This is a genomic window from uncultured Ruegeria sp. (assembly GCF_947500045.1).
In the GTDB taxonomy this organism is placed as follows: domain Bacteria; phylum Pseudomonadota; class Alphaproteobacteria; order Rhodobacterales; family Rhodobacteraceae; genus Ruegeria.
Window position 1 is genome coordinate 78652 of the sequence record NZ_CANMQQ010000008.1, and the last position, 26251, is coordinate 104902.

The 26251-nt window shown below is 55.8% G+C and carries 18 protein-coding genes; 5 read left to right on the forward strand and 13 right to left on the reverse strand.

Annotation, left to right across the window (positions count from 1 at the left end):
* Nucleotides 1-4: 4 nt before the first annotated feature.
* The 6 genes from Q1B46_RS14195 to Q1B46_RS14220 all read right to left on the reverse strand — a co-directional run bounded on the left by Q1B46_RS14195 (nt 5) and on the right by Q1B46_RS14220 (nt 8734).
* Nucleotides 5-955, reverse strand: coding sequence for an ABC transporter permease (locus Q1B46_RS14195; RefSeq protein ID WP_299949008.1), 951 nt, complete (start codon nt 953-955; stop codon nt 5-7).
* Nucleotides 952-1929: an ABC transporter permease gene (locus Q1B46_RS14200; protein ID WP_299665180.1), complete on the reverse strand. Its 978-nt coding sequence runs from the start codon at nt 1927-1929 to the stop codon at nt 952-954. The genes Q1B46_RS14195 and Q1B46_RS14200 overlap by 4 nt, the downstream gene beginning before the upstream one ends.
* Before the next feature lie 25 nt (nt 1930-1954).
* Nucleotides 1955-2899: a glutathione S-transferase C-terminal domain-containing protein gene (locus tag Q1B46_RS14205; RefSeq protein ID WP_299949009.1), complete on the reverse strand. Its 945-nt coding sequence runs from the start codon at nt 2897-2899 to the stop codon at nt 1955-1957.
* Between the two features lie 3 nt (nt 2900-2902).
* Nucleotides 2903-4468, reverse strand: coding sequence for an ABC transporter substrate-binding protein (locus tag Q1B46_RS14210; RefSeq protein WP_299949010.1), 1566 nt, complete (start codon nt 4466-4468; stop codon nt 2903-2905).
* A 149-nt stretch (nt 4469-4617) separates the two neighbouring features.
* Nucleotides 4618-6198 (reverse strand): ABC transporter substrate-binding protein, encoded by a 1581-nt coding sequence (locus Q1B46_RS14215; RefSeq protein WP_299665187.1) that lies wholly within the window; start codon nt 6196-6198, stop codon nt 4618-4620.
* A gap of 229 nt (nt 6199-6427) precedes the next feature.
* Nucleotides 6428-8734: a Tex family protein gene (locus Q1B46_RS14220; RefSeq protein WP_299949011.1), complete on the reverse strand. Its 2307-nt coding sequence runs from the start codon at nt 8732-8734 to the stop codon at nt 6428-6430.
* 169 nt (nt 8735-8903) lie between these two features.
* Between Q1B46_RS14220 and Q1B46_RS14225 the strand changes: the two genes are divergently transcribed.
* The 5 genes from Q1B46_RS14225 to Q1B46_RS14245 all read left to right on the forward strand — a co-directional run bounded on the left by Q1B46_RS14225 (nt 8904) and on the right by Q1B46_RS14245 (nt 15589).
* Nucleotides 8904-10370 carry a DUF4153 domain-containing protein gene (locus tag Q1B46_RS14225; RefSeq protein WP_299949012.1) on the forward strand — a complete coding sequence of 489 codons (1467 nt, stop codon included), beginning with the start codon at nt 8904-8906 and terminating at the stop codon, nt 10368-10370.
* Nucleotides 10348-11025 carry a response regulator transcription factor gene (locus Q1B46_RS14230; protein WP_299949013.1) on the forward strand — a complete coding sequence of 226 codons (678 nt, stop codon included), beginning with the start codon at nt 10348-10350 and terminating at the stop codon, nt 11023-11025. The genes Q1B46_RS14225 and Q1B46_RS14230 overlap by 23 nt, the downstream gene beginning before the upstream one ends.
* On the forward strand, nt 11013-11978 hold the full coding sequence (locus Q1B46_RS14235) for a HAMP domain-containing sensor histidine kinase (RefSeq protein WP_299949014.1): 966 nt from the start codon (nt 11013-11015) through the stop codon (nt 11976-11978). Before Q1B46_RS14230 ends, Q1B46_RS14235 begins: the two co-directional genes overlap by 13 nt.
* 219 nt (nt 11979-12197) lie before the next feature.
* Nucleotides 12198-13184: a tetratricopeptide repeat protein gene (locus tag Q1B46_RS14240; protein ID WP_299949015.1), complete on the forward strand. Its 987-nt coding sequence runs from the start codon at nt 12198-12200 to the stop codon at nt 13182-13184.
* Nucleotides 13185-13375: 191 nt separating this feature from the next.
* Nucleotides 13376-15589: an NADP-dependent isocitrate dehydrogenase gene (locus Q1B46_RS14245; protein ID WP_299949016.1), complete on the forward strand. Its 2214-nt coding sequence runs from the start codon at nt 13376-13378 to the stop codon at nt 15587-15589.
* Nucleotides 15590-15971: 382 nt separating this feature from the next.
* Here the strand turns inward: Q1B46_RS14245 and Q1B46_RS14250 are convergent, their stop codons facing one another.
* The 7 genes from Q1B46_RS14250 to Q1B46_RS14280 form a co-directional block, all read right to left on the reverse strand.
* Complete coding sequence (locus tag Q1B46_RS14250; protein WP_299949017.1) at nt 15972-17078, reverse strand: peptidoglycan-binding protein LysM; 1107 nt, start codon at nt 17076-17078, stop codon at nt 15972-15974.
* A gap of 44 nt (nt 17079-17122) precedes the next feature.
* Nucleotides 17123-18385 carry a transporter substrate-binding domain-containing protein gene (locus Q1B46_RS14255; protein WP_299949018.1) on the reverse strand — a complete coding sequence of 421 codons (1263 nt, stop codon included), beginning with the start codon at nt 18383-18385 and terminating at the stop codon, nt 17123-17125.
* A gap of 23 nt (nt 18386-18408) precedes the next feature.
* A complete protein-coding gene (locus tag Q1B46_RS14260; protein WP_299949019.1) occupies nt 18409-19188 on the reverse strand; it encodes a protein phosphatase 2C domain-containing protein in 780 nt (259 codons plus the stop codon).
* Nucleotides 19188-20138: an FHA domain-containing protein gene (locus Q1B46_RS14265; protein ID WP_299949020.1), complete on the reverse strand. Its 951-nt coding sequence runs from the start codon at nt 20136-20138 to the stop codon at nt 19188-19190. Before Q1B46_RS14265 ends, Q1B46_RS14260 begins: the two co-directional genes overlap by 1 nt.
* Before the next feature lie 198 nt (nt 20139-20336).
* On the reverse strand, nt 20337-22571 hold the full coding sequence (locus Q1B46_RS14270; RefSeq protein WP_299949021.1) for a serine/threonine protein kinase: 2235 nt from the start codon (nt 22569-22571) through the stop codon (nt 20337-20339).
* Nucleotides 22572-22911: 340 nt separating this feature from the next.
* Nucleotides 22912-24201 carry a dynamin family protein gene (locus tag Q1B46_RS14275; RefSeq protein ID WP_299949022.1) on the reverse strand — a complete coding sequence of 430 codons (1290 nt, stop codon included), beginning with the start codon at nt 24199-24201 and terminating at the stop codon, nt 22912-22914.
* Entirely contained in the window at nt 24198-26240 is a 2043-nt protein-coding gene (locus Q1B46_RS14280; RefSeq protein WP_299949023.1) for a dynamin family protein, read from the reverse strand. The genes Q1B46_RS14275 and Q1B46_RS14280 overlap by 4 nt, the downstream gene beginning before the upstream one ends.
* Nucleotides 26241-26251: the final 11 nt, after the last annotated feature.

Genomic DNA, 26251 nt, shown 5'->3' on the forward strand with positions numbered 1-26251 from the left:
GAAATCACCGCAGTTTGGGGTTCAGCGCATCGCGCAACCAGTCGCCCAACAGGTTGACCGACAAGGCAAGGGCCAACAACGTGCAGGCAGGGAAGAATAGAATCCACCACTCGCCCGAGAACAGGAAGCCCTGTCCAATTCGAATGAGCGTACCAAGCGACGGCTGGGTCGGCGGTGCGCCAACACCCAGAAAGCTCAGCGTTGCCTCGGCGATGATGGCCAGCGCCAGAGAGATGGTGGCGATAACCAAGACCGGGCTGAGAACATTCGGCAGAATGTGACGGAACATGATCGGGAACGATCCGCGCCCGATCAGGCGCGCGGCCTGCACATATTCCTTGTTTTTCTCAACCAAGGCTGCACCACGGACCACACGTGCAAACTGTACCCAGTCCGACAGGGCAATCGCGATTATGAGAACGTAGATCGCCATCTCGTTGCGGTATTCCGGCGGGGTGATCCCTTTGGCGATCCCAAAGATCAGCATAGCGACCAAAATGGCAGGGAATGTCAGCTGAACATCCGCGATCCTCATGATCAGAGTCTCGATCCAGCCGCCGAAATAGGCCGCGACTAACCCGAGGATGACGCCAATAATCAGCGCCAGAAGCACAGCAGAGACGCCAACGAACAGCGATATGCGCAGACCATAAAGAATGGTCGAGAATACATCGCGCCCTTGGTCATCTGTACCCAGCAGGAAGGTCTCTTGCGTGAACGCATTGGGGGTGCCGGGCGGCGTGAACCCGTTCATCAGGTTCAGTGTCGCCGGGTCGAAGGGGTTATGCGGCGCGATCAGCGGGGCAAAAACTGCGACCAGCAACAAAACGACCACAACCAGCGACGCGATCACCGCGACCGGAGAATGCCGGAACGACCAGGCGAAATCACTGTCCCAGAATTTGGCCATGCGCGACTTGGGCGCGGCTTTCGGGGTTTCCATTGTTTCGGTCATGTGGCCCTCGCGTCGACACGCAGGCGCGGGTCAATGGCATAGTATAGAAGATCGACAATCAGGTTGATCGTCACAAACATCACCGAGATCAGCATCAGATACGCCGCCATCACGGGGATATCCACGAACTGGATCGCGTTGATGAACAGCAGGCCCACCCCGGGCCACTGGAACACCGTCTCTGTGATAATCGCGAAGGCGATGATCGAACCCAGCTGCAGGCCCGTGATGGTGATCACCGGCACCAGAGTGTTCTTCAGCGCGTGTCGGAAATTGATGACACGGTCCGATAATCCTCGGGCACGGGCAAAGCGAACGTAGTCAGCGCGCAGAACCTCCAGCATCTCGGATCGGACCAAACGCATGATCAGCGTCATTTGATAAAGACCCAACGTAATTGCAGGTAATATCAATGCCTTGAGACCCGATGCAGTCAGGAACCCAGTGGACCAACTGCCAATCATAACCGTCTCGCCCCTCCCGAAGCTGGGCAGCAGGTCAAGCTCGACCGAAAAGACATAGATCAGCAGGATACCTATGAGGAATGTAGGCAGCGATACTCCGATCAGGGATACCGTCATGATCACATTTGCCGCGATCCCTTGTCGTCGGATCGCGGTGAAGACGCCGAGTGCAATGCCCATCGTAATTGCCAAGAAGCCGGACACAAAGGCCAGCTCCAACGTGGCCGGGGCGCGTTCAACCAGGATCGTTGAAACGGGCCGCCCCTGCCGATAGGAGACGCCGAAATTGCCCTGAACAGCACCCCGTAGAAATTTGGCGTATTGCACCACAAAGGGCTGATCCAACCCAAGCTCGGTCCGCAGGCGATCGATATCAGCCTGCGTGCGTTCTTGCCCCAGCATGTTGTCGATCGGATCGCCGACAAAGCGAAACATCGAGAATGCCACAAGCCCCACGACCAATAGCACGATCACGGATTGGAACATCCTGCGGACGATATATGCGAACATTGATTTTCCCCATTGGTGGGTCTGTCTATGCGTTCCCCGACCGGGTGGTCAAGCGATCTCGGTCATGCGGCGTGGTCCAGTCGATATCTGGACCCAACGGCACGATGCCTAACGGATTACGCAGCTCGGAAGGTGAGAAATAACCCCGTTTGTATATTTCGAACTTCACAGTTTCGGCGATGCCAGGCCGCGCGTATATCTCGCGCGCATAGCCCCAAAGATTGGGATAGTCGATCAGACGACGCAGATTACATTTGAAGGCATAGTGATATGCCACATCAAAGCGCGCCAATGTCGGGAACAGGCGCAGGTCGGCCTCGGTCAGAGTGTCACCGCAGAGATATCGGCTGTTGACCAGATGCGTCTCAATCTCGTCCAGTGTTGCAAACACATCGCGAAAACCAGCTTCATAGGCCTCTTGTTTGCGCGCGAAACCAGCACGGTAGACGCCGTTGTTTAGGCGCGCATAGATCTTCTCATTCCAGACATCAATCTGGTCCAGTTTTTCTGGCGGCGCCAGATTGGGACCATGGCCCGGCAGCGTTCCCAGCATCCGCACCAGATCAGCGGATTCGTTTGATACTGCACTGTTCTGGGCCCTGTCCCAGAGCAGCGGCACAGTGATCCGCCCGGTATATGCCGGGCTGACGCGCGCATAGGCGTGATGCAATGCGGTTGCGCCATAAACCTCATCCGCACCATCTGAATAGACCCAACCATCCTCTGTGCGGCGCGGTTCAGCATAGGCGACGGATATCAGATCGTGCAGCCCTTTGACCGCCCGGACCAGTAACACCCGATGCGCCCATGGGCAGTTCCACGCCGCATAGAGGTGAAACCGCCCCGTTTCCAGCGCCCCATTGGGCAAAGCGTTGCGGACGGTCGAGGCTTGGCGGCGGAATTCACCGTCAAGCGTGCTGTCAGGTGCCGGATCCTCGGTGTGATAAACCCCGGCAATCATCAGGCCCATGGCTTAGTTCACCGTCACCCAGCGCAGCAGGAAGAAGTTATCCGGACGTTGCGTCAGCTCGACATTGTTGCGTGTACCCCAGACCAGAGGCTGGACATACATCGGTACATAGACCTGTTCGTCCTGATAAATCTGCGTGACTTCATCCAACATGGCCTGCCGCTTGGTCTGATCCAATTCCGACTGGATCATCGGCAGCAATTCGTCGACTCGCGCATTCGAGAACCCGCCGAAATTCCAGCTACCCAGCTTTTTCTCTTCATTCGGGGTCGCGACAAGGAATCGGATCGGGTGTTCAGCGTCGAATGTGCCGGGGCTCCAACCCAACAGGTACATGTCGTAATTATCCTCACGCAGTTCCGGCCAGTAGTTGCGTACCGGCATCGCTTCCAACTCAGCGGTGATGCCGATCTGTGCCAGCATGCCGACGACCGCCTGACAGACGGCCTCGTCATTCAGATAACGGTCATTGGGGCATTTCAGGCCAAACGAGAACCCGTCGGCATAGCCCGCCTCGGCCAACAAGGCCTTGGCTGCTTCCACGTCAAACGCAGGACGTTCGGAGCTGACTTGTGAATACCCGCTCATGGCCGGACTGACGAGTTGCGAGGCGGGTTCGGCATTTCCGCGCATGATCGTGGCCAGAATGGCATCCACATTAACTGCCTGAGCGACAGCTTTACGCACGCGTGCATCGCGGAACGGGTTCGGATTACCCGCATCGTCTGTATATTTCAGCGCCTCGGCCTCGTGGTCAAAGCCCAGCATGATCACACGAGCTTCGATACCCTGAATGACATCCACTTCCCCATTTTGCTGCAGACGAGCCACATCCTGAATCGGCACCGGGTTGATCATGTCCACATCGCCCGACAGTAGCGCCGCTACGGCGGTGGCCGGGTTCTGGATCGGGTTGAATTCAGCGCGGGTTATGTTGTGTTCAACATCCCCCCACCAGCCATCGAATGGTTCCAGCACGGTCTTCAGGCCCGGTTCGCGCTCGGTTACCTTGAACGCACCGGTGCCATTGGCGTTGATGGTCGCATAGTTGCCTGTCTCTTTGTCGGGAACCACAGCATCGTTGGCCTCGGTCCAGTCCTGATCCATGATCATCCAGTTGGCGATCGACGAAGGGAAAAGCGGGTTGGGCGCGGTGGTCATAATATCAACTGTGTAGTCGTCGACCACGATAACCTCGCTGACAGGCGCGAACCAGCTGCGGGTATCCGAAGCTTCGCCCGAAGCACGCTGATAGCTGAACAGCACATCCTGCGCGTCGAAACTGCTGCCGTCGTGAAACGTCACGCCCTCGCGCAACTTGAACCGCCAGCCCTCACCGTCGCCGATTGGCTCCCAACTCACGGCCAAAGCGGGCTCAACGCTCATGTCCTTACCGCGGCGAACCAGACCTTCGTAGACGTTGTTCAGAAACCCAAGGACGGGAGCTGAGTTAACCGCGTGCGGGTCCATCGTCTGCGGATCGGTGGTCGAGGCCCATTTGAACTCGGCAGCTTGAGCTGTACTGGCAAGCAACATGGCCAGGCCAATGGCACTGTTTCTGAGGATCATGGCGAAATCTCCCTGTTAGCGCTGAAACAATCCCGCTTTTTCTCCACCACGTAAAGGAGTTCTCATTTTGAGATCACGGGTCCGTTACCAAAAGCGTAAATAAGAACAGGGCGCGAAATCGCGCCCTGAACACGTTCATATGGGATGGATCAGTTCATCTCAAAGTATTTGATCTTCGGAGAATCTTCCGGCTCAACGATGGTGCCGACACCCGATTTCATACCCCAGTTCAGCACCTGGTGGTGAATCGGAATGTACAGCTGTTCGTCCTGAACAACCTGCCAGATGTCTCCGATCTGCTGATCGCGCGCGGGCAGATCCGTTTCCGAGGCCAGTGCCACGATCTTGGCGTCCAGATCCGGGTTGGAATACCGCGTGCCATTCCACGAGCCGTACTTCTCACCCTTCGAGTGTACCAGGAAGTTGAAGATGTATTCCGAATCGTAGGTTGGAACACCCCAGCCCAGCATGTAGAAATCCGTCTCCAGATTGTTGATCAGCGGGAAGTGCTGCGCCTTTGGCTTTGCGTCCAGATTCACCGTGACCCCGATCTGGGCCAGCATGCCTACTGCCGCCTGACAGATCGCCTCGTCATTGATGTAGCGGTCATTCGGGCAGTTCAGCGTCAGCGAGAAGCCATCAGGGTAACCCGCTTCGGCCATCAGCGCCTTGGCCCCTTCGATATCGGTAGATGAGGACGCATCCATATCCGCGTCCCAACCATTCACGAATGGGGGTGAGATCATACCCGCAGGGGCCGACTGACCACGCATAACGACCTGTTGGATCGCATCGCGGTTGATCGCCTTGGACATCGCCTGACGTACACGCACATCTGAAAGCGGGTTCTTTCCGTCCACATTGTCCGAGGTCAGATCGGCATCACCCATGTTCATGCCGAAGAAGATTACCCGGTTCTGCGGCGCGGTGCGCACGTCCAGCCCATCGGTTCCGGCCACACGCTCAAGATCCTGCACCGGTACGTCTTGGATGAAATCCACCTCACCCGACAGCAACGCGGCCACGCGGGTCGCGGCATTCTGGATCGGTGTATAGACAATCTCGGTAACCTGAAGCGGGAACTCGTCCTTGCCCCAATAATTCTCGTTAGCGGCTAGAACGGTTTTCACGTCTGGTTCGCGGCTGATCAGCTTGTATGGGCCGGTGCCATTGGCGTTCTTGGCCGCAAAGGTGTCTTCGCCACCTTCATAGTCTTGAACCTTGACGGCGTTGTTCGCCTCGGCCCAGCCCTTGTCCATCATGAACATGTTGGTCAGGTTGTTGGGCATGATCGGGTTCGGGCCGTCGGTTTCGATCTCGACCGTGAACTTGTCCGGCGCACGCACCTCTTTCACCGAAGCAAGCAGCTCCTTGTAGTCGGAATCCGGCGTCATGGCACGGTTCAGCGAGAACACAACGTCTTCGCTGTCAAACTCGGCACCATCATGGAAGGTGACCCCTTCACGCAGTTTGAACACCCAGATATTCGGGTTTTCTTCGGATGGCGCCCATTCGGTCGCCAGCGACGGAACCAGCGCACCCGAGTGATCGCGCATCACGAGCGTTTCCATGATCTGGTGCGCCATGGCCGAGGTCGGGCCTTCGTTCTGCGCATGCGGATCCAGCGTCAGCGCGTCACCGGCACGAGCCCATCGCAGTGTTTCGGCCGAAGCACCCGCCGCGATCATCGCTGTTGCGCTTGCGGCAAGCATCAGAGTTTTGAATGACATAAGTTCTCTCCCCATTTTTTGTTGTGACCGCAATTTCATGCGGTTGGCCGAATTTATCGGCCATCATGGCTGAGCATCATCCAGATCATTTTCCGAGTTGCAACACCTGAATGTCAGCGCCCTATCGTGATTTCACTCTGCGGGGACGTCCATTAACGGAAGGATATATTGGTTTATTGGCTGGCAGATTGCGCCTGAGCATCTTGGAATTTGAACATTATGAAGTTTCCTATTGTTTGTTGAAGGCATCTCTGAGCGCGTCGCCAAACGCACTGTTCTGATCGCTTTGTCCATTGTGATCGCGCCCGTGGTCCTTTGGCTTTGCTGGACGGGATGGCTTTCCATTTCCCCGCGTTGCTTTATCTTCGCGGGCCGAGGCTCCACCGTCCTTGAGCATGGATAACGCGATGCGTTTGCGCGGAACGTCGACCTCAACCACCCTGACTTTGACGACCTGTCCGGTCTTGACCACTTCATGCGGGTCTTTCACGAAACGATCGGCCAGTTGGCTGACGTGAACCAACCCGTCCTGATGCACGCCGACGTCGACAAACGCACCGAAGGCGGCGACGTTGGTCACGGTCCCCTCCAGCACCATGCCGGGTTTCAGGTCTGTGATTTCTTCAACGCCGTCGGTGAATGACGCGGTTTTGAAACTTGGGCGCGGGTCTCGGCCCGGCTTTTCCAGTTCGGCAAAGATGTCCCGGACCGTTGGCAGGCCGAATGTGTCATTCACAAACTGCTCGGCATTCAGCCCCTTTAACGCGCCCTCGTGACCCATGATTTGGCGGATGTCGCGCCCACAAGCCGCTACCACCCGGCGGGCAACCTCATAGGCCTCTGGGTGAACCGAGGATACATCCAGCGGTTCTGCCCCATCGCGAACACGCAGAAAGCCCGCGCATTGTTCGAAAGCGCGCGGACCAAGGCGGGCCACCTTCAACAGATCGTTACGAGATGCAAAGGCACCATTGATATCGCGATGGGTGACAATTGCCTCGGCCAGACCCGGCCCAAGGCCCGAGACATGCGAGAGGAGGGGGGCCGAGGCCGTATTCAGGTCAACCCCCACCGCATTCACCACGTCTTCGATCACGGATTCCAGTGATTGTGACAGGCGGTGCTGGTCCACATCGTGCTGATACTGGCCAACGCCGATGCTTTTGGGCTCGATCTTGACCAGTTCGGCTAGCGGGTCCTGCAGGCGGCGGGCAATCGAAACCGCCCCGCGTAGCGAGACATCAAGATCGGGAAACTCGCGCGCGGCAAGTTCGGATGCGGAATAGACCGAAGCCCCGGCCTCGGACACAACGACCTTGGTGGGTGTTTTGGCGGTCGTGGGCAGCAAGGCCAGCGTGTCAGTCACCAGCCGCTCAGTCTCACGGCTGGCAGTGCCATTCCCGATGGCGATTAGTTCGATCTTGTGGTTCGAGATCAGATTCAGGATCGCTGCTTGAGCACCGCGCAGATCGTTCTTGGGCTGAAAGGGATAGAGCGTTTCCGTCGCAATCACTTTGCCCGTTGCATCTACAACTGCCGCTTTGACACCGGTGCGAATGCCCGGGTCCAGCCCCAGTGTCGCACGCGCACCCGCCGGAGCCGCAAACAGCAGGTCTTTCAGATTGCGCGAGAACACCTTGATCGCGTCGTCCTGCGCGCGACTGCGCAGATCGGCCATCAACTCGACCATCATCGATAGCGACAGCTTTACCCGCCACGTCCAGCCCGCAACCTTGCGCAACCACTTGTCACCAGGCGCATCGCTCCGGGTGTTCAGATGCGCCGCGACCATCGCCTCGGCCCTTGCCGCACCGGCCTCGGGTTCAGGGGCTATGTCGAGTGTCACGACACCTTCCTTCGACGCGCGCAACATGGCCAGTGCCCGATGTGACGGAGTTTTGGACCAAAGCTCTGAATGATCAAAGTAATCGCTGAACTTGGCGCCTTCTTGTTCCATGCCTTCAACAACCTTCGCGCGCAGCAGCGCCTCGCGTTGCATGAAGCTGCGCAACTCCCCCAGCAGGGCAGCATTTTCGGTCAGCCTTTCAGTGATGATGTCGCGCGCGCCATTCAGCGCGTCTTTGACAGTTGGAACGGCTTCTTTCAAATATCCCTCGGCCAGACCCTCTGGTTCCACAGACCGGTTGGACAGAATGGCGTCGGCCAGAGGCTCCAGACCATTTTCGCGGGCAATCATCGCCTTGGTCCGACGCTTGGGTTTATAGGGCAGATAAATGTCTTCCAACTGCGCTTTGGTGCTTACCTGAGCAATCGATTTCACCAGATCTTCCGTCAGCTTTCCCTGATCCTTGATCGAGGCCAGAATCGCCTCGCGCCGGGCCTCAAGCTCGCGCAGATAAGTCAGGCGATCAGATAGGGTGCGTAATTGCGTATCGTCCAGACCACCCGTCACTTCCTTGCGATAACGGGCCACAAAAGGCACCGTCGCGCCTTCGTCCAACAATCTGACGGCTGCACCAACCTGTTCCGGGCGGGCATTAATCTCGGTGGCGATGGTACGAGCGATACGGTCCAAAGGGGCCTCCTGACTTGCGGTTGGAAAATCGTCTTAGCCACCGACACGTGCAAGGGAAAGAGGCCTTTTGGCCATGAACCGCAACTCTGCACAAAAACTGCACGACTGCTACGCAGCGATCTGCACCAGCGCAGCCGAAACAAGACTTGCATAAAGAAGGAGCGGGTTTATGGGACAGTTCATAGTGCGCGGGATTCCCGCGTCGGTTTTGCAGGATAGCTGGTGGCTGGATACCCCAGACAGGCACCAAAACGGAGATGGCGGCATGACAGGGCCAGGCAAGCGCCATGCTGCCGTGGGTTTGGTCGTTCTGATCGCGTTGGCTGATGTGCTATTTTTCGACCATCCGCCCAGTCTTTCCCTGGCGATTTTTACACTGTCCATCGCTTTCGTTGTACGGGTATTGCTGGGTCGCAATGCAGACCTGGCGGGACCCGCGATCCTACTGACGCTCAGCATACTGCCCGTGGTAGAATATGTTCAGGCCTTGTCAGTGGCCTTCCTGATTTGCGGCTCGATCACAGCGCTGTGTTGGGCTGTTTTGGGGCAACGAGACGGTGCCTCAATTCGCCGGTTCATATCGCTGCTTCCCGTATTAGCAATCCGGCACGGGATTGAGGCAGCGCGGCACAGCCATTCTGCTGCCCGTACAGATGGGGTGGCACTTCGTGTTCTGCGCGAATGGAGTTTCCCCGCAGGCGGCGCATTGATTTTGGGTGCCCTCATGATCTCGGCCAATCCCGTCCTTTCTGATTGGATCGATCGGTTCTGGCACATTGATCTTAGGTTTGACCGGCTGTTGTTCTGGCTTGGAACCGCGATAGTAATCTGGCCTTTTCTTGCTGTTCCATTGCAACCAGAATTGCTCGCCCCTCGGTTTGGACCCAAGCTGAAACGCAACTTACCAGCCTTTGGGGTTAATGCCCAATCCGTCGCTAACGCGCTGATCGTGTTTAACTTGCTTCTGGCGGTGCAAACCGGGTTAGACATGGTGTTCCTCTGGGGGAATGCCGAGTTGCCCGACGGGATGAGCTTCGCTGAATACGCCCATCGCGGGGCCTATCCGTTGCTTGCAACCGCGTTGCTGGCAGGCGCGTTCGCGCTGGTTGCACGGCCCTATCTGAACGAACGGCAGGGGCTGAAAAAATGGATGATGCTGTGGTTGGTGCAAAACGTGCTGCTGGTGATCTCATCGCTGATGCGCCTGTCGCTATATGTAGAATCCTATGGCCTGACTTATCTGCGCATCCACGCTGCGATCTGGATGGCGCTAGTCGCGGTTGGGTTGTGCCTGACGGGTTGGCAAATTCTGCGCGGCAAATCGAACCGGTGGCTGCTGCTGCGATCCGCGGTTCTGGGGTTCGGTGTGCTCTATGCCTGTTGCTTTATTAATTTCGCAGCCCTGATCGCCCGCTGGAACATAGAGCACCCGGTGCGGTTGGACATGTATTATGCCTGCCAGCTTAACCAAATGGCTGCGGCCGAATTGATGAAAGACAAACAACTGCGCACTTGCGCAACGCCTCCAGTCATCGAGAATTGGAGGGATTGGGGCTTTCGCGCAGATCGGGTGATCCGTAGTCTGGCTGTCGAACCTATACCGGAGAAGGTTGATGAAAATCCTCGTCGTGGATGATGATCCGCGCTTGCGAGAGCTGGTCTCGATCACGCTGGAACGCGCGGGCTTCCAGACGCTCACCGCCCGCGATGGTCAAATGGCGCTAACCCACGCATTGCGCGAGGCGCCCGATCTTGTCGTACTGGATGTCGGCCTGCCCGAGATCGACGGGCTTGAGGTCTGCCGCCGCCTCCGGGCGCGCTCGGACGTCCCGATCCTGTTCCTGACCGCGCGCGATGATGAGATCGACCGGATTTTAGGCCTTGAGCTGGGGGCAGACGACTACGTCACCAAACCCTTCAGCCCGCGTGAGTTGGTGGCGCGGATCAAGGCCATTCTGAAACGCAGCACGGCCCAAGGTGCGAAAGCGGTTCTGCGGCATGGTCCGGTCGAGCTGGATGTCTCGGGTCATTCGGTCTGGGTTGATGGGGCAACGCTTGCCCTAACCGCAACCGAATTGTCGATTTTGCGCCGATTGATGCAGACACCCGAGGCCATCGTCTCGCGTCCTCAACTCATTGATGCGATTTATGGTTCGGGCAGCGCAGTTGCCGACCGTACGCTGGACAGTCATCTGCGCAACCTGCGTCGCAAACTGGGGGATCAAGGCTGGATCGGTGCCATCGAAACCGTACACGGAATCGGGTTGCGGATGGGTGCATGGCCGGGCTGAGACGCAAATGGCGCCCTTCTTTGGCGTTTGTTCTTGGGGGAGGGCTTGCTGGAACGCTCGTCCTGTCTTTGCTTGGCCTGATTGCGCTGCGGTATCTTGGGCCAGAGATAGGGTTTCGCAATGCGGCGGGCCTTCTGGCGGTCCTGATCGGGTGCGCAACCGGGTTATTGGGATACTTGATGGTTCGGCTTTTGCTCCGCCCTATATCGGCTCTGGCTGCCTATTCAGGTGCCATAGAACAAGGGCAACGCGCTGATCCGCCCGATCACTATGGAACGCAGGAATTGTCACGGCTTGCTGGCTCGGTGCTGGGCATGGCCGAAACCCTGCAGCGACGCGAGGCGTCGATCCGTGTGTTTGCGGATCACGTCACTCATGAGCTGAAAACCCCTGTCACAGCGATCCGCGCAGCAGGAGAGTTGCTGTCAGAGACCGAAACGCTTTCGGATCAGGACCGCGCGTTGTTACATCAAATACTGGGCGCAAGCGATCAGATGCAGACACAGCTGAGCGCACTTAATAGTGTTGCAAAGGCGAGGGTGCCCGAACATCACGGAATAGTAGCGCTCAATGATATTGCCAATGAGATAAGCGTATCGTTCCCCGAACTGAACCTCAGCATCGAAGGAGGCGATCAGACACTACCGCTCGCTGCCTCGGGCCTGAGGATCGTCCTGAAACAACTTCTGGACAACGCGCGCCGACACGGGGCAGGGCGCGTATATCTGTCGGCAGAACCCGGACGGCTGAATGTTCAAGACGATGGACCGGGAATATCTGGCGGAAACCGGGATCAAATTTTCGACCCGTTCTTCACGACAACGCGCGAGCAGGGAGGGACCGGCATGGGACTGACCATTGCTGCAAATCTTCTGGCCGCACATGGTGGGCAGATTTCGCTGGAGCATTCCGAAACTGGAACACGATTTGAGGTTTTGTTTCCAAGGTGTTGAGCGATTTCGTTCACTTGTAAAGCGTCATAAGAAATACTACCTTTAGATGAGTTGATTGAACCCAAGGGAGTGTAGATGAAGGTTCGCATTGCTGCGTTGCTAACAATATGTGCTGCCACTTTTCTTTGATTCGCGGAACCACTCAAATCCAAGGATATTGAGAGCATTTGCATCAACAAATCAGCCAAATTAGCAGACGTAGTTGCCGCATGCACAACCATGCTTGAGGCTGGCGACCAACCAGCAGAGCACATATATCTATTCTATGCCCGACGCGCAGAGGCTCACTATTGCTTGGGTGAGTACAGCAGTGCAATTCACGACGCTAATAAGGCTTTGGACTATGCCCCATCAAGCGCTCGAATGTTAGTCTGGCGGGCATATGCAGAAAACGCGTTAGATGACCGCGCGGCTTCTGATGCGGATTTTGAACGTGCGTTACAGCTCAATAATCAAGATGCGTACGTCCTTTATAACAGGGCAAAGCTGTATCGTAAGCGTGGTGAATTCGGGGCAGCAAAGCTTGATTACGAAGTGGTGCTACAGATTGCACCAAATCATCAGGATGCTATGACGCAATTGATAGACCTGCTTCTCATTGAAGACAATCATGACGAGGTCCAGAGATTACTGGATCATTCGCGTCTGACATGGCCGGAAGAGGAGTGGGTCTACACCAGTCAAATGTTCCATAGTCTTGGGCACTCGGGTGACATGAAACGCGCATTAGCCGCAGCTGAAACCTATGAAGATTTATTTCCTAACTCGCCAGATGGCACGTTTTATCTGGCCCTCGTGAGTTTTCGACTTGGTCGTGATGACAACGGAATTGCGTATGTCGAAAGGTATCTCGATCTTTTGGCCGAAGAAGAAACTACATTCCTCGGTTATTCCAAAGGGATGTACAACAGGGCTCTTAGTTGGATTGGTCTCCGACAAGACGCAAGATGGCTGCAGCGCGTTTTCTTCTATGCAGGTATCGGAAAAACTGACCTCGCCAAAAATGAAATCAAAGAATTTTTGGACGATACAGGGTCCAATGGAAGAAAAATTCTCATAGGTCTGATCGAAAAAGAGGGCATCGCGATCACACACGAAGCGCGCAGAGGAGTGCCGGAGCACTTGGATAGCGCCATAGAAGCCTATGTTCTGCACAAACAGGTACAAATCGGGTTAAGCCACTATGTTTCGCCTATGACACCGTAAGCCTGCTGACCCGTGTCAATTCGCGCCGCTCTATACGATTGATCCCAGCCCAATCCTCATTTAAGGGAGACCCTGTCAAATCAGAGTCACCCGTGGGGCCGTCGCGTCCCCTCACGGCTCGGTGCCAATATCACAGCGGCACATACTCTTGGATCGCACGCCCCTGAAAGGCTTAAAAAAGGTAAGGGAAAATGGCAGAAAAATCGAACTTCGACGTATTGTATACCATTGTAGACGAAGCGCCTGAATTGGCGAGCGCCTCGTTCCTGCCCATCATTCGCAAGTTTGCTTCGGCCGCTGGTATCAGCGTCGGAACCAAGGATATTTCGCTGGCTGGGCGTATTATTGCGACCTTCCCCGAGAACCTGACCGACGAACAGCGCATAACTGATGATCTAGCAGCACTGGGTGAGTTGGTGAAGACCCCGGATGCGAATGTCATCAAGCTGCCCAATATCTCTGCCTCGGTTCCGCAGCTAGTGGCAGCCATCGAAGAGCTGCAGTCGCAGGGTTATGACATTCCGAACTACCCCGAGGAACCTGCGACCGACGAAGAAAAAGCGATCCGGGCGCGGTATGACACGCTCAAGGGTTCGGCAGTGAACCCGGTCCTGCGCGAGGGCAACAGTGACCGTCGCGCAGCCCGTGCCGTGAAGAGCTACGCACAGAAGAACCCGCATTCGATGGGTGAATGGAGCGCGGAAAGCAAGACCAAAGTGTCTTCAATGTCGGGCAATGACTTCTACGCCAATGAGAAATCGGCGACGATCACGGCTGCTCAGGCGGGCGATGCAAAGATTGAATTCGTCGGTAAGGATGGCAGCGTAACAGTTTTGAAAGACAGTTGGCCCCTGGCCGAAGGCACCGTTGCGGATGCAACCTTCATGTCGGTCAAGGCGCTTTCGTCCTTCCTGGCGGATGCCATCGAAGATACCAAAAAAGACGGCACGATGTTCTCGCTGCACCTGAAGGCGACAATGATGAAGGTCAGTGATCCGATCATCTTTGGTTATGCCGTCAAAGCATGGTTGGCCCCTGTGTTTGATAAATTTGACGCGGAACTGGATGCGCTGGGTGTAAACCCGAACTCTGGGCTTGGGGACTTACTTGAACGGGTTCAGAGCAATGCAGACATCGTAGCCGCAATCGACGCGATCAAAGGTGATCGCCCTTCGATGTACATGGTGGACTCGGATCGCGGCATTACCAACCTGCATGTCCCGTCGGATGTGATCATCGACGCCTCAATGCCCGCCGTAATTCGCGCTGGCGGCAAAGGCTGGGATGAAACAGGAACCAAGGGTGATGCAAACTGTGTGATCCCGGATCGTTGCTATGCATCGATTTATGATGAAGCGATAAACTTCTTTAAAGCTAATGGTGCGCTGAACCCAGCGACTGCTGGTGCCGTGGCAAATGTCGGCCTGATGGCACAGAAGGCCGAGGAATACGGATCCCACCCCACCACATTCCAGGCACCTGCCGATGGAACCATTCGCATTGTTCTGGCAAACGGTGACGTGCTGCATTCTCACGACGTCGAAGCGGGGGATATCTGGCGGGCCTGCACCGTCAAGAAAGCGCCGATCGAGAACTGGATTCAGTTGGCGATGGACCGTCAACGTCTGACCGGTTCCGAAGCAATCTTTTGGCTGGATGCAAACCGTGCCCATGACGCCGAACTGATCAAATACGTCAAACCGGCGCTTGAAGCTGCGGGCGTTGCCGGCAATTTTCAGATTATGGCTCCGCGCGAAGCGACCCGCCAATCACTAGAGACCATAACGGCCGGAAAAGATAGCATCGCCATCACGGGCAACGTGCTGCGGGATTACCTGACCGACCTGTTCCCGATCCTAGAACTCGGAACATCGGCCAAGATGTTGTCGATCGTCAAGCTGATGAATGGTGGCGGATTGTTTGAAACCGGCGCGGGTGGTTCGGCGCCCAAGCACGTGCAGCAGCTGGTCGAAGAAAACCATCTGCGTTGGGACTCCATGGGTGAGTTCTGTGCGTTGGGTGAATCCCTGAACTTTGTCGCCGACAGCAAGGGCAATGCCAAAGCGGGTGTGCTGGGTGCTGCTGCCGAAGCCGCGACGCAGGGTATCTTGGACAACAACAAGTCGCCCAGTCGTAAGGTCGGCGAGCCAGACAACCGCGATAGCCACTATTGGTTCGCACGCTATTGGGCCGAGGCACTGGCTGCGCAATCCGATGATGCTGATCTTGCCGCCGAGTTCGCACCGCTTGCGAAAGAACTGGCAAACAAGGAAGACCAGATTTTGGTAGAGTTGGCAGCGGCCCAAGGCGCGCCTGCAGACTTGGGCGGGTACTACCACACCGATCCGGCCAAAGCAGCAGCAGTGATGCGCCCGAGTGCGACGCTGAACGCGCTAATCGGCTAAGCCACGTCTTAGGCAAAACATAAAAAAGAAACCGGTCCCTTCGCGGGCCGGTTTTTTCATTCTCAGAATTAGAAAAGGGCTGACCCCCATAGCCAGCCCCTTTCTGAGTGAGTGGTGGGGCTTACGCCTCACCGGTGCAGTTGAGTTTATCCTACGCCTATTGCTCGCCCTGAATATTGGGGGATTCCCGTAGAGAGGCGGCTTTATTGAACAAAAAGTGTCATATTAAGAATATATGCATGTACAAAAGGGCCAATACACCAAGATGGTGGCCTGCGCGGCCACAATTTTTAGGTTGGACCGCTAGAACGGAAAACCTGCGCATGAATAAAAAAGGGCCAGTCCCAAGACTGGCCCCCAGGAGGTCGTATGAACCGAGGGATCAGTTCGATGCGGCTATTAGTTTATTGTTATGCTCACGTAGGGTGTCCGAAACAATCGCATACCACTCGCCAGATTCACGCATCTCATTCAGGCCTTTATTCAGCATCGCGAGGTATTGCTTGCCAAATGGGTTGCTGCGATGCGCGATAAACCGGAGTGTCTGAGTGGTTGAAACGAACGGGTTTTCAATCAGGTCTTTCTGCGTCAGACCCATTTCACCCATGGTATCTGCCATAAGCTGGACCTCAAATGTGGCCATATCTGCACTTCCTGTCAGAACCGCGTCAACACATTCACGCGCGGTAACCGGATCCAATCGGGTGTAATCGTCCGCACCCAAACCACCCGCTTCAAGGTCGAACAGCCCCCAGCCCGTCATGCGGCAGATCGCGGCGCCCTTAAATTCCTCATAGCTTGTGGCCGACGCGTAGGGGCTCTCAGGCAGAGTGTACACGCCAAATACGGTGTCATAGACAGAAACGGATGAATCGAACTGTGTGCAACGCGTTTCAGTTTCCACCGACCATTCGAATGAGCGGTTGGTACAATCTGGCATGACCCAAGCCATTGAGATGTCAAATGCACCCAGAGGCAGCAGCGTTTCAAGGTGCGAATTCCAGTCATCCACGAAGCTGACCGAGTAATCGCGTGCGTTGCCCCCACGGTTCAGCGCTGTGGTTCCCAAGCGGGCAATGAACCCGCCACCATTCAGTGTTTCATCCGCAAAAGGTGCCCAGCCATTCCCAGTAACTAGTTTGATCGGCGGCTCATAAACGCTTGAACGCTGGACGCTTGCTGCACGCTGTTCTTCCGCAGCGATCAATTCTTGCGCACTCTGACCGTTAGGCAGGCGACCATCCTCACACGGCAGTGCCAGAACCAGACCAGACTCGAGTGAGCCAGGATTGGTAATCGCGTTCCTGTTCGCGTTGAAGATTGGCTGATAGTTCGACGTACCATAGGCAGCGATGGCGATGGTTGCCAGGGTGTCGCCATCCTGCACTGTATAGTTAGAGCACGCCTCTTGCGCGGCTGCAGCGCCTGCGCTCAGGGCGGTGAGAGCTGATGCCGACAGCACTGCTTTCCTCAGTTTCTTGTTAATCATGTCCACTTCCTCCAGACTTTTGTTTTGTCAGGCCAACTGGGGCCTTAGCCATTTTCCATTTGATAACGCAGGGCGGTTGAAACGATGTCGCGCCACTCGCCAGATTGCTGCATAATCGCCAGACCCTGGTTCAGCGTTTCAAGAACTGCTTCCCCATCAGGACTGTCCTTGTGCGTCATGACGTTGAGCGATTTGATCGCCGCCAGGTTGGGGTTTTCGATGATCTGATGCTCGTAACCCAAGCGCCCGATTGCCTCGACGGCGAGATGGGCCTCGATCGCGACGATATCGGCGGTACCATCCATGACCGCGTGAAAGCAGTCATCTGGCGAAACAGGGCGCATCAGTGTGATTGCCGGTGCATACAGGCCAACAGCATCCATATGTGACAGCGACCATCCCTCCGGTCGACAGATCGTGGTGCCGGCGAAGTCCGAGTAGGTCAGCGTCTGTTCGTAGCCTGAACCGTCTTTTGCAAAAAATGTGTCTACGACTTCATAAAAAGGATTCGAGAAGTTGTAGGTGTCACAACGGTTGCGATCGCTTTCAGACAGGCCTTCAGCCTCCTCGCAGTTCGGACGCGACCAAGGGAATGTCGCGTCAAAGGCAAGGGTCGGCATCAGCAGATCAAGATGCGAGGACCAGTCATTGACGAACTGGATCTTATAAGGCTGCTCGGGTGCAGCGCGCAGCATCGCCGTTTCGACGAGGTCGGTATAAAGTCCGCGATTTGGCAAAGCCTCATCGGTGAACGGAGCATAATTACCGCTCGTGATCATCAAGATTTGACGGTCACGAATTTCCAGTCGTTCACCACCAGTGGCATCACGGATCAGTGCCGCACCTTCGGCGCGGGCGGCTTCGATCTCTTTTCGAGCCTCTGCTTTTGCCGCAATCACCGCATCTTCGTTTGCCTTCAGGGCTTCTGCCTCGGCCGCTGCGACGCGGGCCTCAGCCTCGGCAATGGCTCTCTCGGCGCGCGCTTCGGCGGCCTTAACCAGCTCGGATGCCATTTCAGCCGCCATGCGACCAGCCTCGGTATCCGGTATCAGCGCTACGCGGCCGATATCTTCAAGGCAAGGAAATGTTAAGATATCTCCTACACGAATGATATTCGGGTTCGAACCGATGACATCGCGATTTATATCGTAGATCAGCCGGTAGTCCTCAGTCGCGTAGACTGCGATTGCCAGCTCTCGCAGGCTGTCGCCGCGCTGAATCTCGTAGGTTGAACAGGCCTCTTGCGCCGAAGCCGCGCCTGTTGCAGCTGCAAGAGCCAGGCTGGATATGATAAGATGGGTTCTCATTGTGTCCTGTTTCTCTGCCTTGTTCATGTCTTTGCCGGTTTCACGACAGCGATCGAAATGTTGTCCTGATCGGGATCAGCCTTGGCGTGCAGTGCTTGAAGAAGCGCGTCAGCAATATCGCGGGCCGGGGATTGATGATGGGTGCGCAGCAAAGTTTCGATCTCGGAATTGTCGAGATACTGCAGGCCATCGCTACCAAGGATCAGAATATCCGCCAAAACAAGCTCCAGTGGTTGTTCCGGACAATCCACTTTCGGGATCGCGGCACCCATAATGACCGAAGTCAGCTGATTGCGATCTGGATGCCTCTGCGCTTCATCTGCGCTCAGCAAACCCTGCTCCATCTGCGCGTCGATCATCGGGGCCATCGAATGATCCTCGTTGATCTGCGACAATGTATCGTCACGAAACAGGTACAACGGGCTGTCACCGATCGAGATCCAGAAGATCTGCTGATCCAGCATCAGCATGCCCAGAAGGGTAGAGCCCAAGTTGACCTTGTTTTCCTCGCTATGGCTTCCCATCGCGGCGTTGGCCTGCATCGCGGCCATCGGCAGAGCGTCGAGCAGAGCGCTCTGGGCAAGGTCGGGCCCATCCAACTGGGCATCCATTGCGTCGCACCATGCAGAAATGACCAGCTGCGAAGCCACATCACCCGCATCATGGCCTCCCATACCGTCGGCGACGACGACATATCCCGCGTCCGCAGCGTCAGAGACCCGTGCGGCAATCGCATCTTCCTGCGAGTCGCGCCGACCCTGATGCAGGATCAGCGCAATATCATATGCAGGGGTTGCCAGCATTAATCGGCATCCCGCCAGTCAAAACCATCATCGCAGAAGGACATGAAACGGATCGACGTTTCGCTGATGCGGATCAGGTCACCGTTTGACAGGGCGATGGTGCTCAGCACCGGTTTGCCATTCAGACGCACCAAGTTGGCTTTGCCGCCATGACCCAAATAGCATTTCCGGTCCTCCGGATCATAAGCGATGACCGCATGGTTGCTGCGCGAGATTCCGGTATCGCCGAAATCCAGCTGAATCGCTTGATCGTCGTTTCGGCCAATCTGCATCAGCCCTTCGGTCAATGTAACCGCAGCGCCACGGCCCGGACCGGCGGTAACAACCAACCAGCCAACGGGGAAGGTCTGTTGCACAGCCTCTGCTTTTGCGACGGGTTCTGCGGTTTCGATCAATTCCTGAACGTGGGTGTCAGCCCTTTCAAAGCCCAAGAATGTGGTCTTCACGCGCGAGCGCCGGTCTTCCACGGGAGCGGCCGGAGCTGTAGGCTCTGGGATCTCCTCGACTATCGCAGGCTCTGGTTCCTGCGCAGGCTCTGCAACAATTTCTACCTCGGCCGGCGCTTCGGAGACTTCTTCAGGCTCTGTAGTCGCTATTTCAGCCACCGCGGCCAGTGTCTTTTCGTCGTCGTCTTCATCCTCAACATTCAAATGAAGCGTAACAATCTGCTCGTCTTCTTCTTCAGCTTCTTGTGCTTCAGACGCTTCTTCTTCAACGATCTGATCTTCTTCTTCGAACTCCGGCATAGGGCCTTCGGGGATCAATTCGTCGGATTCTTCATAGCTGTCCGAACTCACATTGCCACCCGCCAATGCAGCACGCAGCGCGTTAAAGTCGGCAATCGGTTCAGGCTTTTCGTCCTGTACCGCTTCGGTTTCTACCGCTTCATCTTCTTTCGGTTTGCCGGCACCTTCGAGAAGCCGGCTGAGAGGGCTTTTGTATTTGAACATGGTGACGACACCTTCTTTGATTTCTGGTGCGGGACTTACCGCACGGGTCTGCGACAAACCGCTGCCCAAAGGGCAGGGGCACTTATGAATAGGAAACAAGGAAACTCATACTTCGCGACGGGCCGGTTCCCGACGGGGCAACGATGTTGAGGTCGCCCCCAGTACACACACTGGCGATTTTCACTTAAACCGGTGTAATTACTCCTGCGTTAGCTGCATAACCGCAGCGGCTTCGCCGCCATTGCGCAGTATGTTCAAGCGCGCCTGGGGCTGCTTATCCGAAACAAGTTTTGAGAGCGCGCCATCAAGGCTTTCCGGCTGATTAATCGCGGTACCAGTCTGTTCTTCGCGCAGCAGCACGTCACCGATCTGCAGGTCGCCCGCGCTGTTTTCCGGGATCGTTGCGACCACGGTTTGCCAACCCGCATCTCCAGCATGATGAACATCGAAAGTGTATCCGTTCTGCAGCCCGAACACGCGATGAGCAGGCAGCGCCAGTAACCCGTTTTGCGCGCGTGTCTGCCCCAATTCACGATAGCGGGCTGCCACACGGATATAGCCATCCGGATCGACCGAGAAATCACTCAGAACCTGCGAGACCAAAGTTGCATCCGGGCGGACCGGCTCGCCATTAAGCCTATAAATCGTTGTTCCACGCTTAACCCAATCGCCAATAACTGACATATCGAGATTTGCGTTGACACCATTGATCGCAATGACGCTGCCTGTCGCACTGCGACGCTTGGAGATGTCAAAGGGTACTTCGATATCCCAATGTCCAAAGGCCACCTGATTGTCAGTCAGATTTACTGGTTCTAATGGGGTCGCACCCTCGTCAGCTGTATTTGCGGCCTCGTTCAGCGTGATCTGTGGCTGCAAAGCTTCGGGCTCAACGGAAGCCTCTGGTTGAGTATCAGCTGTTGCTGGCTCTTCTGACGCAACTTGTGCTTGCTCGACAGGTTCTTCCTGCGTCGTTTCTGTTTGTTTTTCCGGGTTCACCGCTGTTTCCGGTTCTGCCGCAACCACCTTGGGTTCTTCTTCCAATGCAATCTCAGCTTGTTGTGTCCCGTTGGCGGTTTCAGCGGTCTGCTCGACCGGTTCCGGTTCTGCATCTTGAGGTGCCTGCGTGATCGGAGCCTGTGCAGTAACCGTGCTTGCCTCAGGCGCTGATTTGTCGCCCGACATAATCAAAAACCCACCCGCTGCGAGCGCCGCTAATACAACCACTGCACCGGCAATTGCCTTGCCGCTGCCACCTGAGCCGCTTTTGACAATGGTATCGACAGCGGCAACGGCTTCGTCCTTGGGGGCGAACTTGGCAAGATCGTTTTCGGGCTTTTCCTCATTTCCAAGGGCCAGATCGGTGTTCCCAGCTAACAGCGCGGTCACGACGGCCTCGGCATTTTCGCTTTCGGCTTTGACCCGTTCTTTTTCTGCCTGCTCGTCCTTGCGGTCCATCCCAACGATCACTGAAACCGGACGGTACGCAAAGCTGTCAAACATCACACCCGAACCACGGAACATGCGCAACCAATCCAACGCAGTTTGCAACCGGTCAGTGGTGTGAACCTCCATCGCCTTGTCAATCGCCTCAAGGAACCCGTCCGGGTACCCTTTGAAACGTCCTGCCAGCGGCGTATATGGATCAGGCTGATCATTGTTGAACGCGTTCAGACGCGTCTGACCATCGATCGGGCGCTCGCCACTTATGGCGTGATACAAAGTCGCGGCAAGTAAATACAGGTCACTACTTGGTCCCTGATCCGCGCCACGCACATAGAACTCGTGCGGGGAATAGCCATCCTTGATCACCCGCAACGTCAACAGCGCAGCCGACTTGTTTGCCGCTTGTTCACGGGCTGCGCCGAAATCAATCAAGATTGGCTCACCATTCTCATCAATCAGAATATTGTCGGGCGAGATGTCGCGGTGCAGCATACCGCTTTGGTGTATGAACGACACGGCTGACAGCATCTTTTCCGTGACCTGAACAATGAAGTTCGGTCCGCTTTGGTTTTCAGGGTGTTCGACATAATCCAGCAGATCGCAACCGCGGATCAGGTCCATCGCGATATAGGCGGTGTTGTTGTCCTCGAACACCTGATGCACGTCGACGATATTTGGGTGAACCAACCGCGCATGATTGCGGGCTTCCTGAATGAACAGATCGATAATCGCGCGCAGATCATCCTTGTGATCGGGATTGGAAGGCTCGACCAGATCGCCGTTCCGCTGACACAGTGCGCCCGGATAGCATTCTTTAATAACCACATCACGGTCCAGGCTATCGCGGGCCAGATAGGTTATTCCAAACCCGCCATTGCTGAGAAACCGGAGGATCTCATACTGACCGCGCAAAAGCTTTGCGCCTGGCTGCAGTCCTTCAATCTGAGGTTCGTCGTGCGTTGCACCGACCGCCTGGTTGTGGCTCATTTCTTCCCGCCCATTCTACTCGTTTTTCTGCGGCACAAATTACCAGGGCTTCAGCCCGCGAACTCACAACCAAACACAACCGCAGGACACTTGAGACGGTTAGACGTTTCAAATTTGACTTTATTTGGGCCGCCTGATGGCTTCAGTATGGATCAGGAGAAGTCAAATCGCCTATATTGTATGACATGGACGCTACAATACCAGATGTTGTAATTTAGCGATGAGTTTATTGGATTCTATATCGCTGAAATAGACGCTTGGTCCACGGATTCGAAACAATAGGGGCGTGATTCCAACCGCTTCGAATCGCTGCATTGCGGCTCAATTGTTGCGGGAAAACCTACGTGCCGGTTCTGGGATGCGCCGAAGCCACTGTACTTCCGGCCCATGCCAAGTTGTCGCTGAGTTGCGCGAGGATGCTTATCGCATCCTTCAGCGGTGCGTCGCCGCTTTCGAATTGAAGCAAAAGCAGCAAATCGGTCGCCTTTTCGAACTCGGCCGGAATCCAGTCGGCTTCAGGATCGATTTCTGAGCCTGATTCCAACCTTTCGGCAAAGTCTTCGACAATTTCCTGACAGCTTTGCAAGAAGGTTGCAGGCTCAATATCTGAGCTTTCGCGCAGGTCGTTGTAGATACTTGCAATTGCAGCAAGCCAATCCTCAAGGATAGGATTGTCTAGAGGGGGCAGGGCGGTTTCCAAGCTTGCTTGGACCGCATTGCCATCCGCCTCAACATCAACGGCCACAGCTGAACCAGTGAGCTGCTCCAGATAAGGCATAAACTCTGCAGCCAGATCTTTTTGTGCGGCTTCCAGATCGTGGCGACGGTAATCAGACGCAAGACGTAACACCTGTTCTGCCAGATTTTGACCGCCGCAGGTCTCCCACAGATCAAAATCAGGTTCGGGCTCCTGTGCCATCGCGCGCACGGCAACCGGAGTTCCAATTGGCACGACGGCCTTGAACAGATCACCTTTTTCCTTGTTCAAACGGGCCACAACCCGATCCAGCGAATCCCGCACTGGGGGCAAATCAGCATGTGTTACGGCCAACAGGCTGTTGTCGCGCAGTTTTTGCGGGACTTGTGACCATAGGTGGCGCTCGGTCTCACGCCAGGCGTTGGTGCCGTTGGTACACCAAATCGCGCAGTCCACATATTCCAGCAAACTCAGGGTCTGCTTGTATGTATCGTCCAGCGCACCGGCACCGGGTAGATCAAACAGCGAAATCTCTTGCAGGGCAGGCGTGTTCAACCCGACCGAGATGAAATCCGGTTCGTCCGCCGCCGCCTTTTCCAGCGCAATTCCGGAATAAACCTTGGGTTCCTTGTTCCACCAGCCAACTGTTGTTTCTGGTGTTTCAGAAAAGGCCACAATGACCAAAGGCAGCTTCAGATGCTGCGGCCCAGTGGGCAGAATGTCAGCCCCTGCCAGCATGTTTGCAAGGCTGGACTTGCCAGCACCAAATTCCCCTGCAAAACCGATTGATACCGCGTTCGAAAGCCGCTCGGCATGGGCCAGCGCGCGGGCGCGCATGTCTTCCAGCTCTGCCGAAGAGGGTACGTTTTCGGTGGCGGTCAGGAAACGCTCCAACTGGCGCACTTCCTTCTCGGTTCCGGGGAAATCAATCATTCTGCGGCCTCTGCCTGTCGCGTGTCCACGGGTGCGGCTCCATGTACCGCACTCAGTTCATCGCCGATGCGCCGGGCTTGGTCAACCGCACGTTGCGCATCGGTGCGCGCATTGGTGCCATCGGGACCCGCACGGTGTTCCAGATGTCCGGCAAGAAGCGCCAGATAGTGATCCAGGACAGTTTTCATCCGTTCGATCAGATCACTTCTGGCGGTATCCACCAGATCGTCGCCGATCATCTCGAACTCTTGAACGATCATCTTTTCTGCACGGTTCAGTACGCTGCGGCGTGAAATCAACCGCGACAGCCATGTCACACGCAGCTCGACCGTAATACCACGGGTTAGCGCGCTGGTGTCCGGACGGAACCAACGCACAGCGCTAGTGTTCATACGGTTATCAGCCGGTTCCTGCCAGCCGGGCAGCGCACGCAGAGAGGCGTTACTTTGCATGTCGATCGCATAAAGCTCGCTGAGCATCCGCTGACGAACTACCTGGGTTGCACCCTGAACCAATTCGCGCATACGTTCACGCAGCGGTGTAAAGTTCAACTCGGTGTCACCATCCTTGGCCAGCAGAGGGGATTGACCATCAGGGCCACGGACAACAATCGAAACAGCCTCGGACACCGTATCATCCATCACGCCCCGTAAGTTGGCCAGTACATCGTCCATATCGTTGGTAATGGCTTCAGATTTCTCGGCAATCAAGGCGCGCAGGTCCGCAAGCGTCTTGTTGTTTTCTTCTATATCGGCTGTGTCTGGCCCATCTTGATCCTCGATCGCGCGCAGCCGTGCTGAGCTACGCTCAAGCTCACCCTGGGCAAAGCTGTTTAGATGCTGCCACGCCATATTGAGCTGTTCTTGGCGTGGACCTTCGGTCAGGGCTTTGGTCACATGGCGGCGCAGATCAGGCAATCCTGATGCGATCATGGCGGCAAAGCGCAATACACCCTCACGACTGATAGGGCCGGGGCCTTGTTTGATCTCTTCAACACCATCTAGATATTGCTTCATCTGCTGAGGATGGGCGCGAAGCCATGCGAGAATCTGATCATGATCAATTCCCGTTTCATCACCGGTCAGGGCGTAATGCGCCCATTGAGCGCTGCCCATAAGGACATTGATGTCCGAATTCCCGAGGGCCTGCTCAAGCCCGTCCATCACGTCGGCACGGACCTTTGTGGCATCGTCAGCGCCGCCGCCCAATTCGTCCACACGGTTAATGAAGACCACGATCTGGCCAAGTTCCAAAGCCTGCATCAAGCGGAACAGTTTCAGGTCGGCGCGCGACAACGCCTGATGCGCCGACAGAACTACAACAAAGAAATCTGACTCTTTTAAGTATTGCCGCGAGATCTCTTCACGTATCAACAGCGGGTCATTGACGCCGGGCGTATCGGTGACTGTTATAGGATAAGGAAAATGGCCGATGTCGAAATAGACCTCGGCTTTGCGTGTGATATCGCTGTAAAGACCCCGATCAGAACCGGGGTCATACTGATCACCATCCGTCGGATCATCCCCCGCACAGACATAGCGTGCAAGATCATCCGAATTCAGTTCATCCAGATCGTGATGCTGACCCAGCAGGTGTTTATAGCTTTCGCCCAGACGCAGCTTGGCGCGGGTTTTCATCGCCTCGACCTGCTCTTCGATCATTTCACGCTTATAGCTGTCCTCCTCATCGGGGAACATATTGCGCAGCTCTTCACCCTCGGCGATCAGCGCTTGCCATTGGCGATTGTCGAAGAAACGAAACTCGGCACCCGACGACCGGCCGGACGGATGACCAAAATGCATATCGGTAATAACTGTGGTCCAGGGATTTACATCCGAAGGCAGAAACTCTGCCTGCCCGGTGAACCCATTGATCAGTCGGGACTTACCGGCCTTAATCTGGCCTACGAACGCAATCGAAGGTTTGAGGTTCGATAGATCGTCAATGATGCGCGAGATGAAGTGACGTGTTTCGTCATTGCTCATCCCGTTCATGTCTTCTGCGATGCGAATAAGCTCGCGGCGGCTCAACTCACTCATAAGATTTACCC

Excerpts from the sequence above, each read along its gene's own strand:
- Q1B46_RS14265 (WP_299949020.1), bottom strand. The coding sequence starts at position 20,138 with ATGTTCAAATACAAAAGCCCTCTCAGCCGGCTTCTCGAAGGTGCCGGC.
- Q1B46_RS14250 (WP_299949017.1), bottom strand. The coding sequence starts at position 17,078 with ATGATTAACAAGAAACTGAGGAAAGCAGTGCTGTCGGCATCAGCTCTC.
- Q1B46_RS14210 (WP_299949010.1), bottom strand. The coding sequence starts at position 4,468 with ATGATCCTCAGAAACAGTGCCATTGGCCTGGCCATGTTGCTTGCCAGT.
- Q1B46_RS14260 (WP_299949019.1), bottom strand. The coding sequence starts at position 19,188 with ATGCTGGCAACCCCTGCATATGATATTGCGCTGATCCTGCATCAGGGT.
- Q1B46_RS14255 (WP_299949018.1), bottom strand. The coding sequence starts at position 18,385 with ATGAGAACCCATCTTATCATATCCAGCCTGGCTCTTGCAGCTGCAACA.
- Q1B46_RS14230 (WP_299949013.1), top strand. The coding sequence starts at position 10,348 with ATGAAAATCCTCGTCGTGGATGATGATCCGCGCTTGCGAGAGCTGGTC.
- Q1B46_RS14270 (WP_299949021.1), bottom strand. The coding sequence starts at position 22,571 with ATGAGCCACAACCAGGCGGTCGGTGCAACGCACGACGAACCTCAGATT.
- Q1B46_RS14275 (WP_299949022.1), bottom strand. The coding sequence starts at position 24,201 with ATGATTGATTTCCCCGGAACCGAGAAGGAAGTGCGCCAGTTGGAGCGT.
- Q1B46_RS14225 (WP_299949012.1), top strand. The coding sequence starts at position 8,904 with ATGGGACAGTTCATAGTGCGCGGGATTCCCGCGTCGGTTTTGCAGGAT.
- Q1B46_RS14195 (WP_299949008.1), bottom strand. The coding sequence starts at position 955 with ATGACCGAAACAATGGAAACCCCGAAAGCCGCGCCCAAGTCGCGCATG.
- Q1B46_RS14235 (WP_299949014.1), top strand. The coding sequence starts at position 11,013 with ATGGCCGGGCTGAGACGCAAATGGCGCCCTTCTTTGGCGTTTGTTCTT.
- Q1B46_RS14245 (WP_299949016.1), top strand. The coding sequence starts at position 13,376 with ATGGCAGAAAAATCGAACTTCGACGTATTGTATACCATTGTAGACGAA.
- Q1B46_RS14280 (WP_299949023.1), bottom strand. The coding sequence starts at position 26,240 with ATGAGTGAGTTGAGCCGCCGCGAGCTTATTCGCATCGCAGAAGACATG.
- Q1B46_RS14240 (WP_299949015.1), top strand. The coding sequence starts at position 12,198 with ATGCTTGAGGCTGGCGACCAACCAGCAGAGCACATATATCTATTCTAT.
- Q1B46_RS14200 (WP_299665180.1), bottom strand. The coding sequence starts at position 1,929 with ATGTTCGCATATATCGTCCGCAGGATGTTCCAATCCGTGATCGTGCTA.
- Q1B46_RS14215 (WP_299665187.1), bottom strand. The coding sequence starts at position 6,198 with ATGTCATTCAAAACTCTGATGCTTGCCGCAAGCGCAACAGCGATGATC.
- Q1B46_RS14205 (WP_299949009.1), bottom strand. The coding sequence starts at position 2,899 with ATGGGCCTGATGATTGCCGGGGTTTATCACACCGAGGATCCGGCACCT.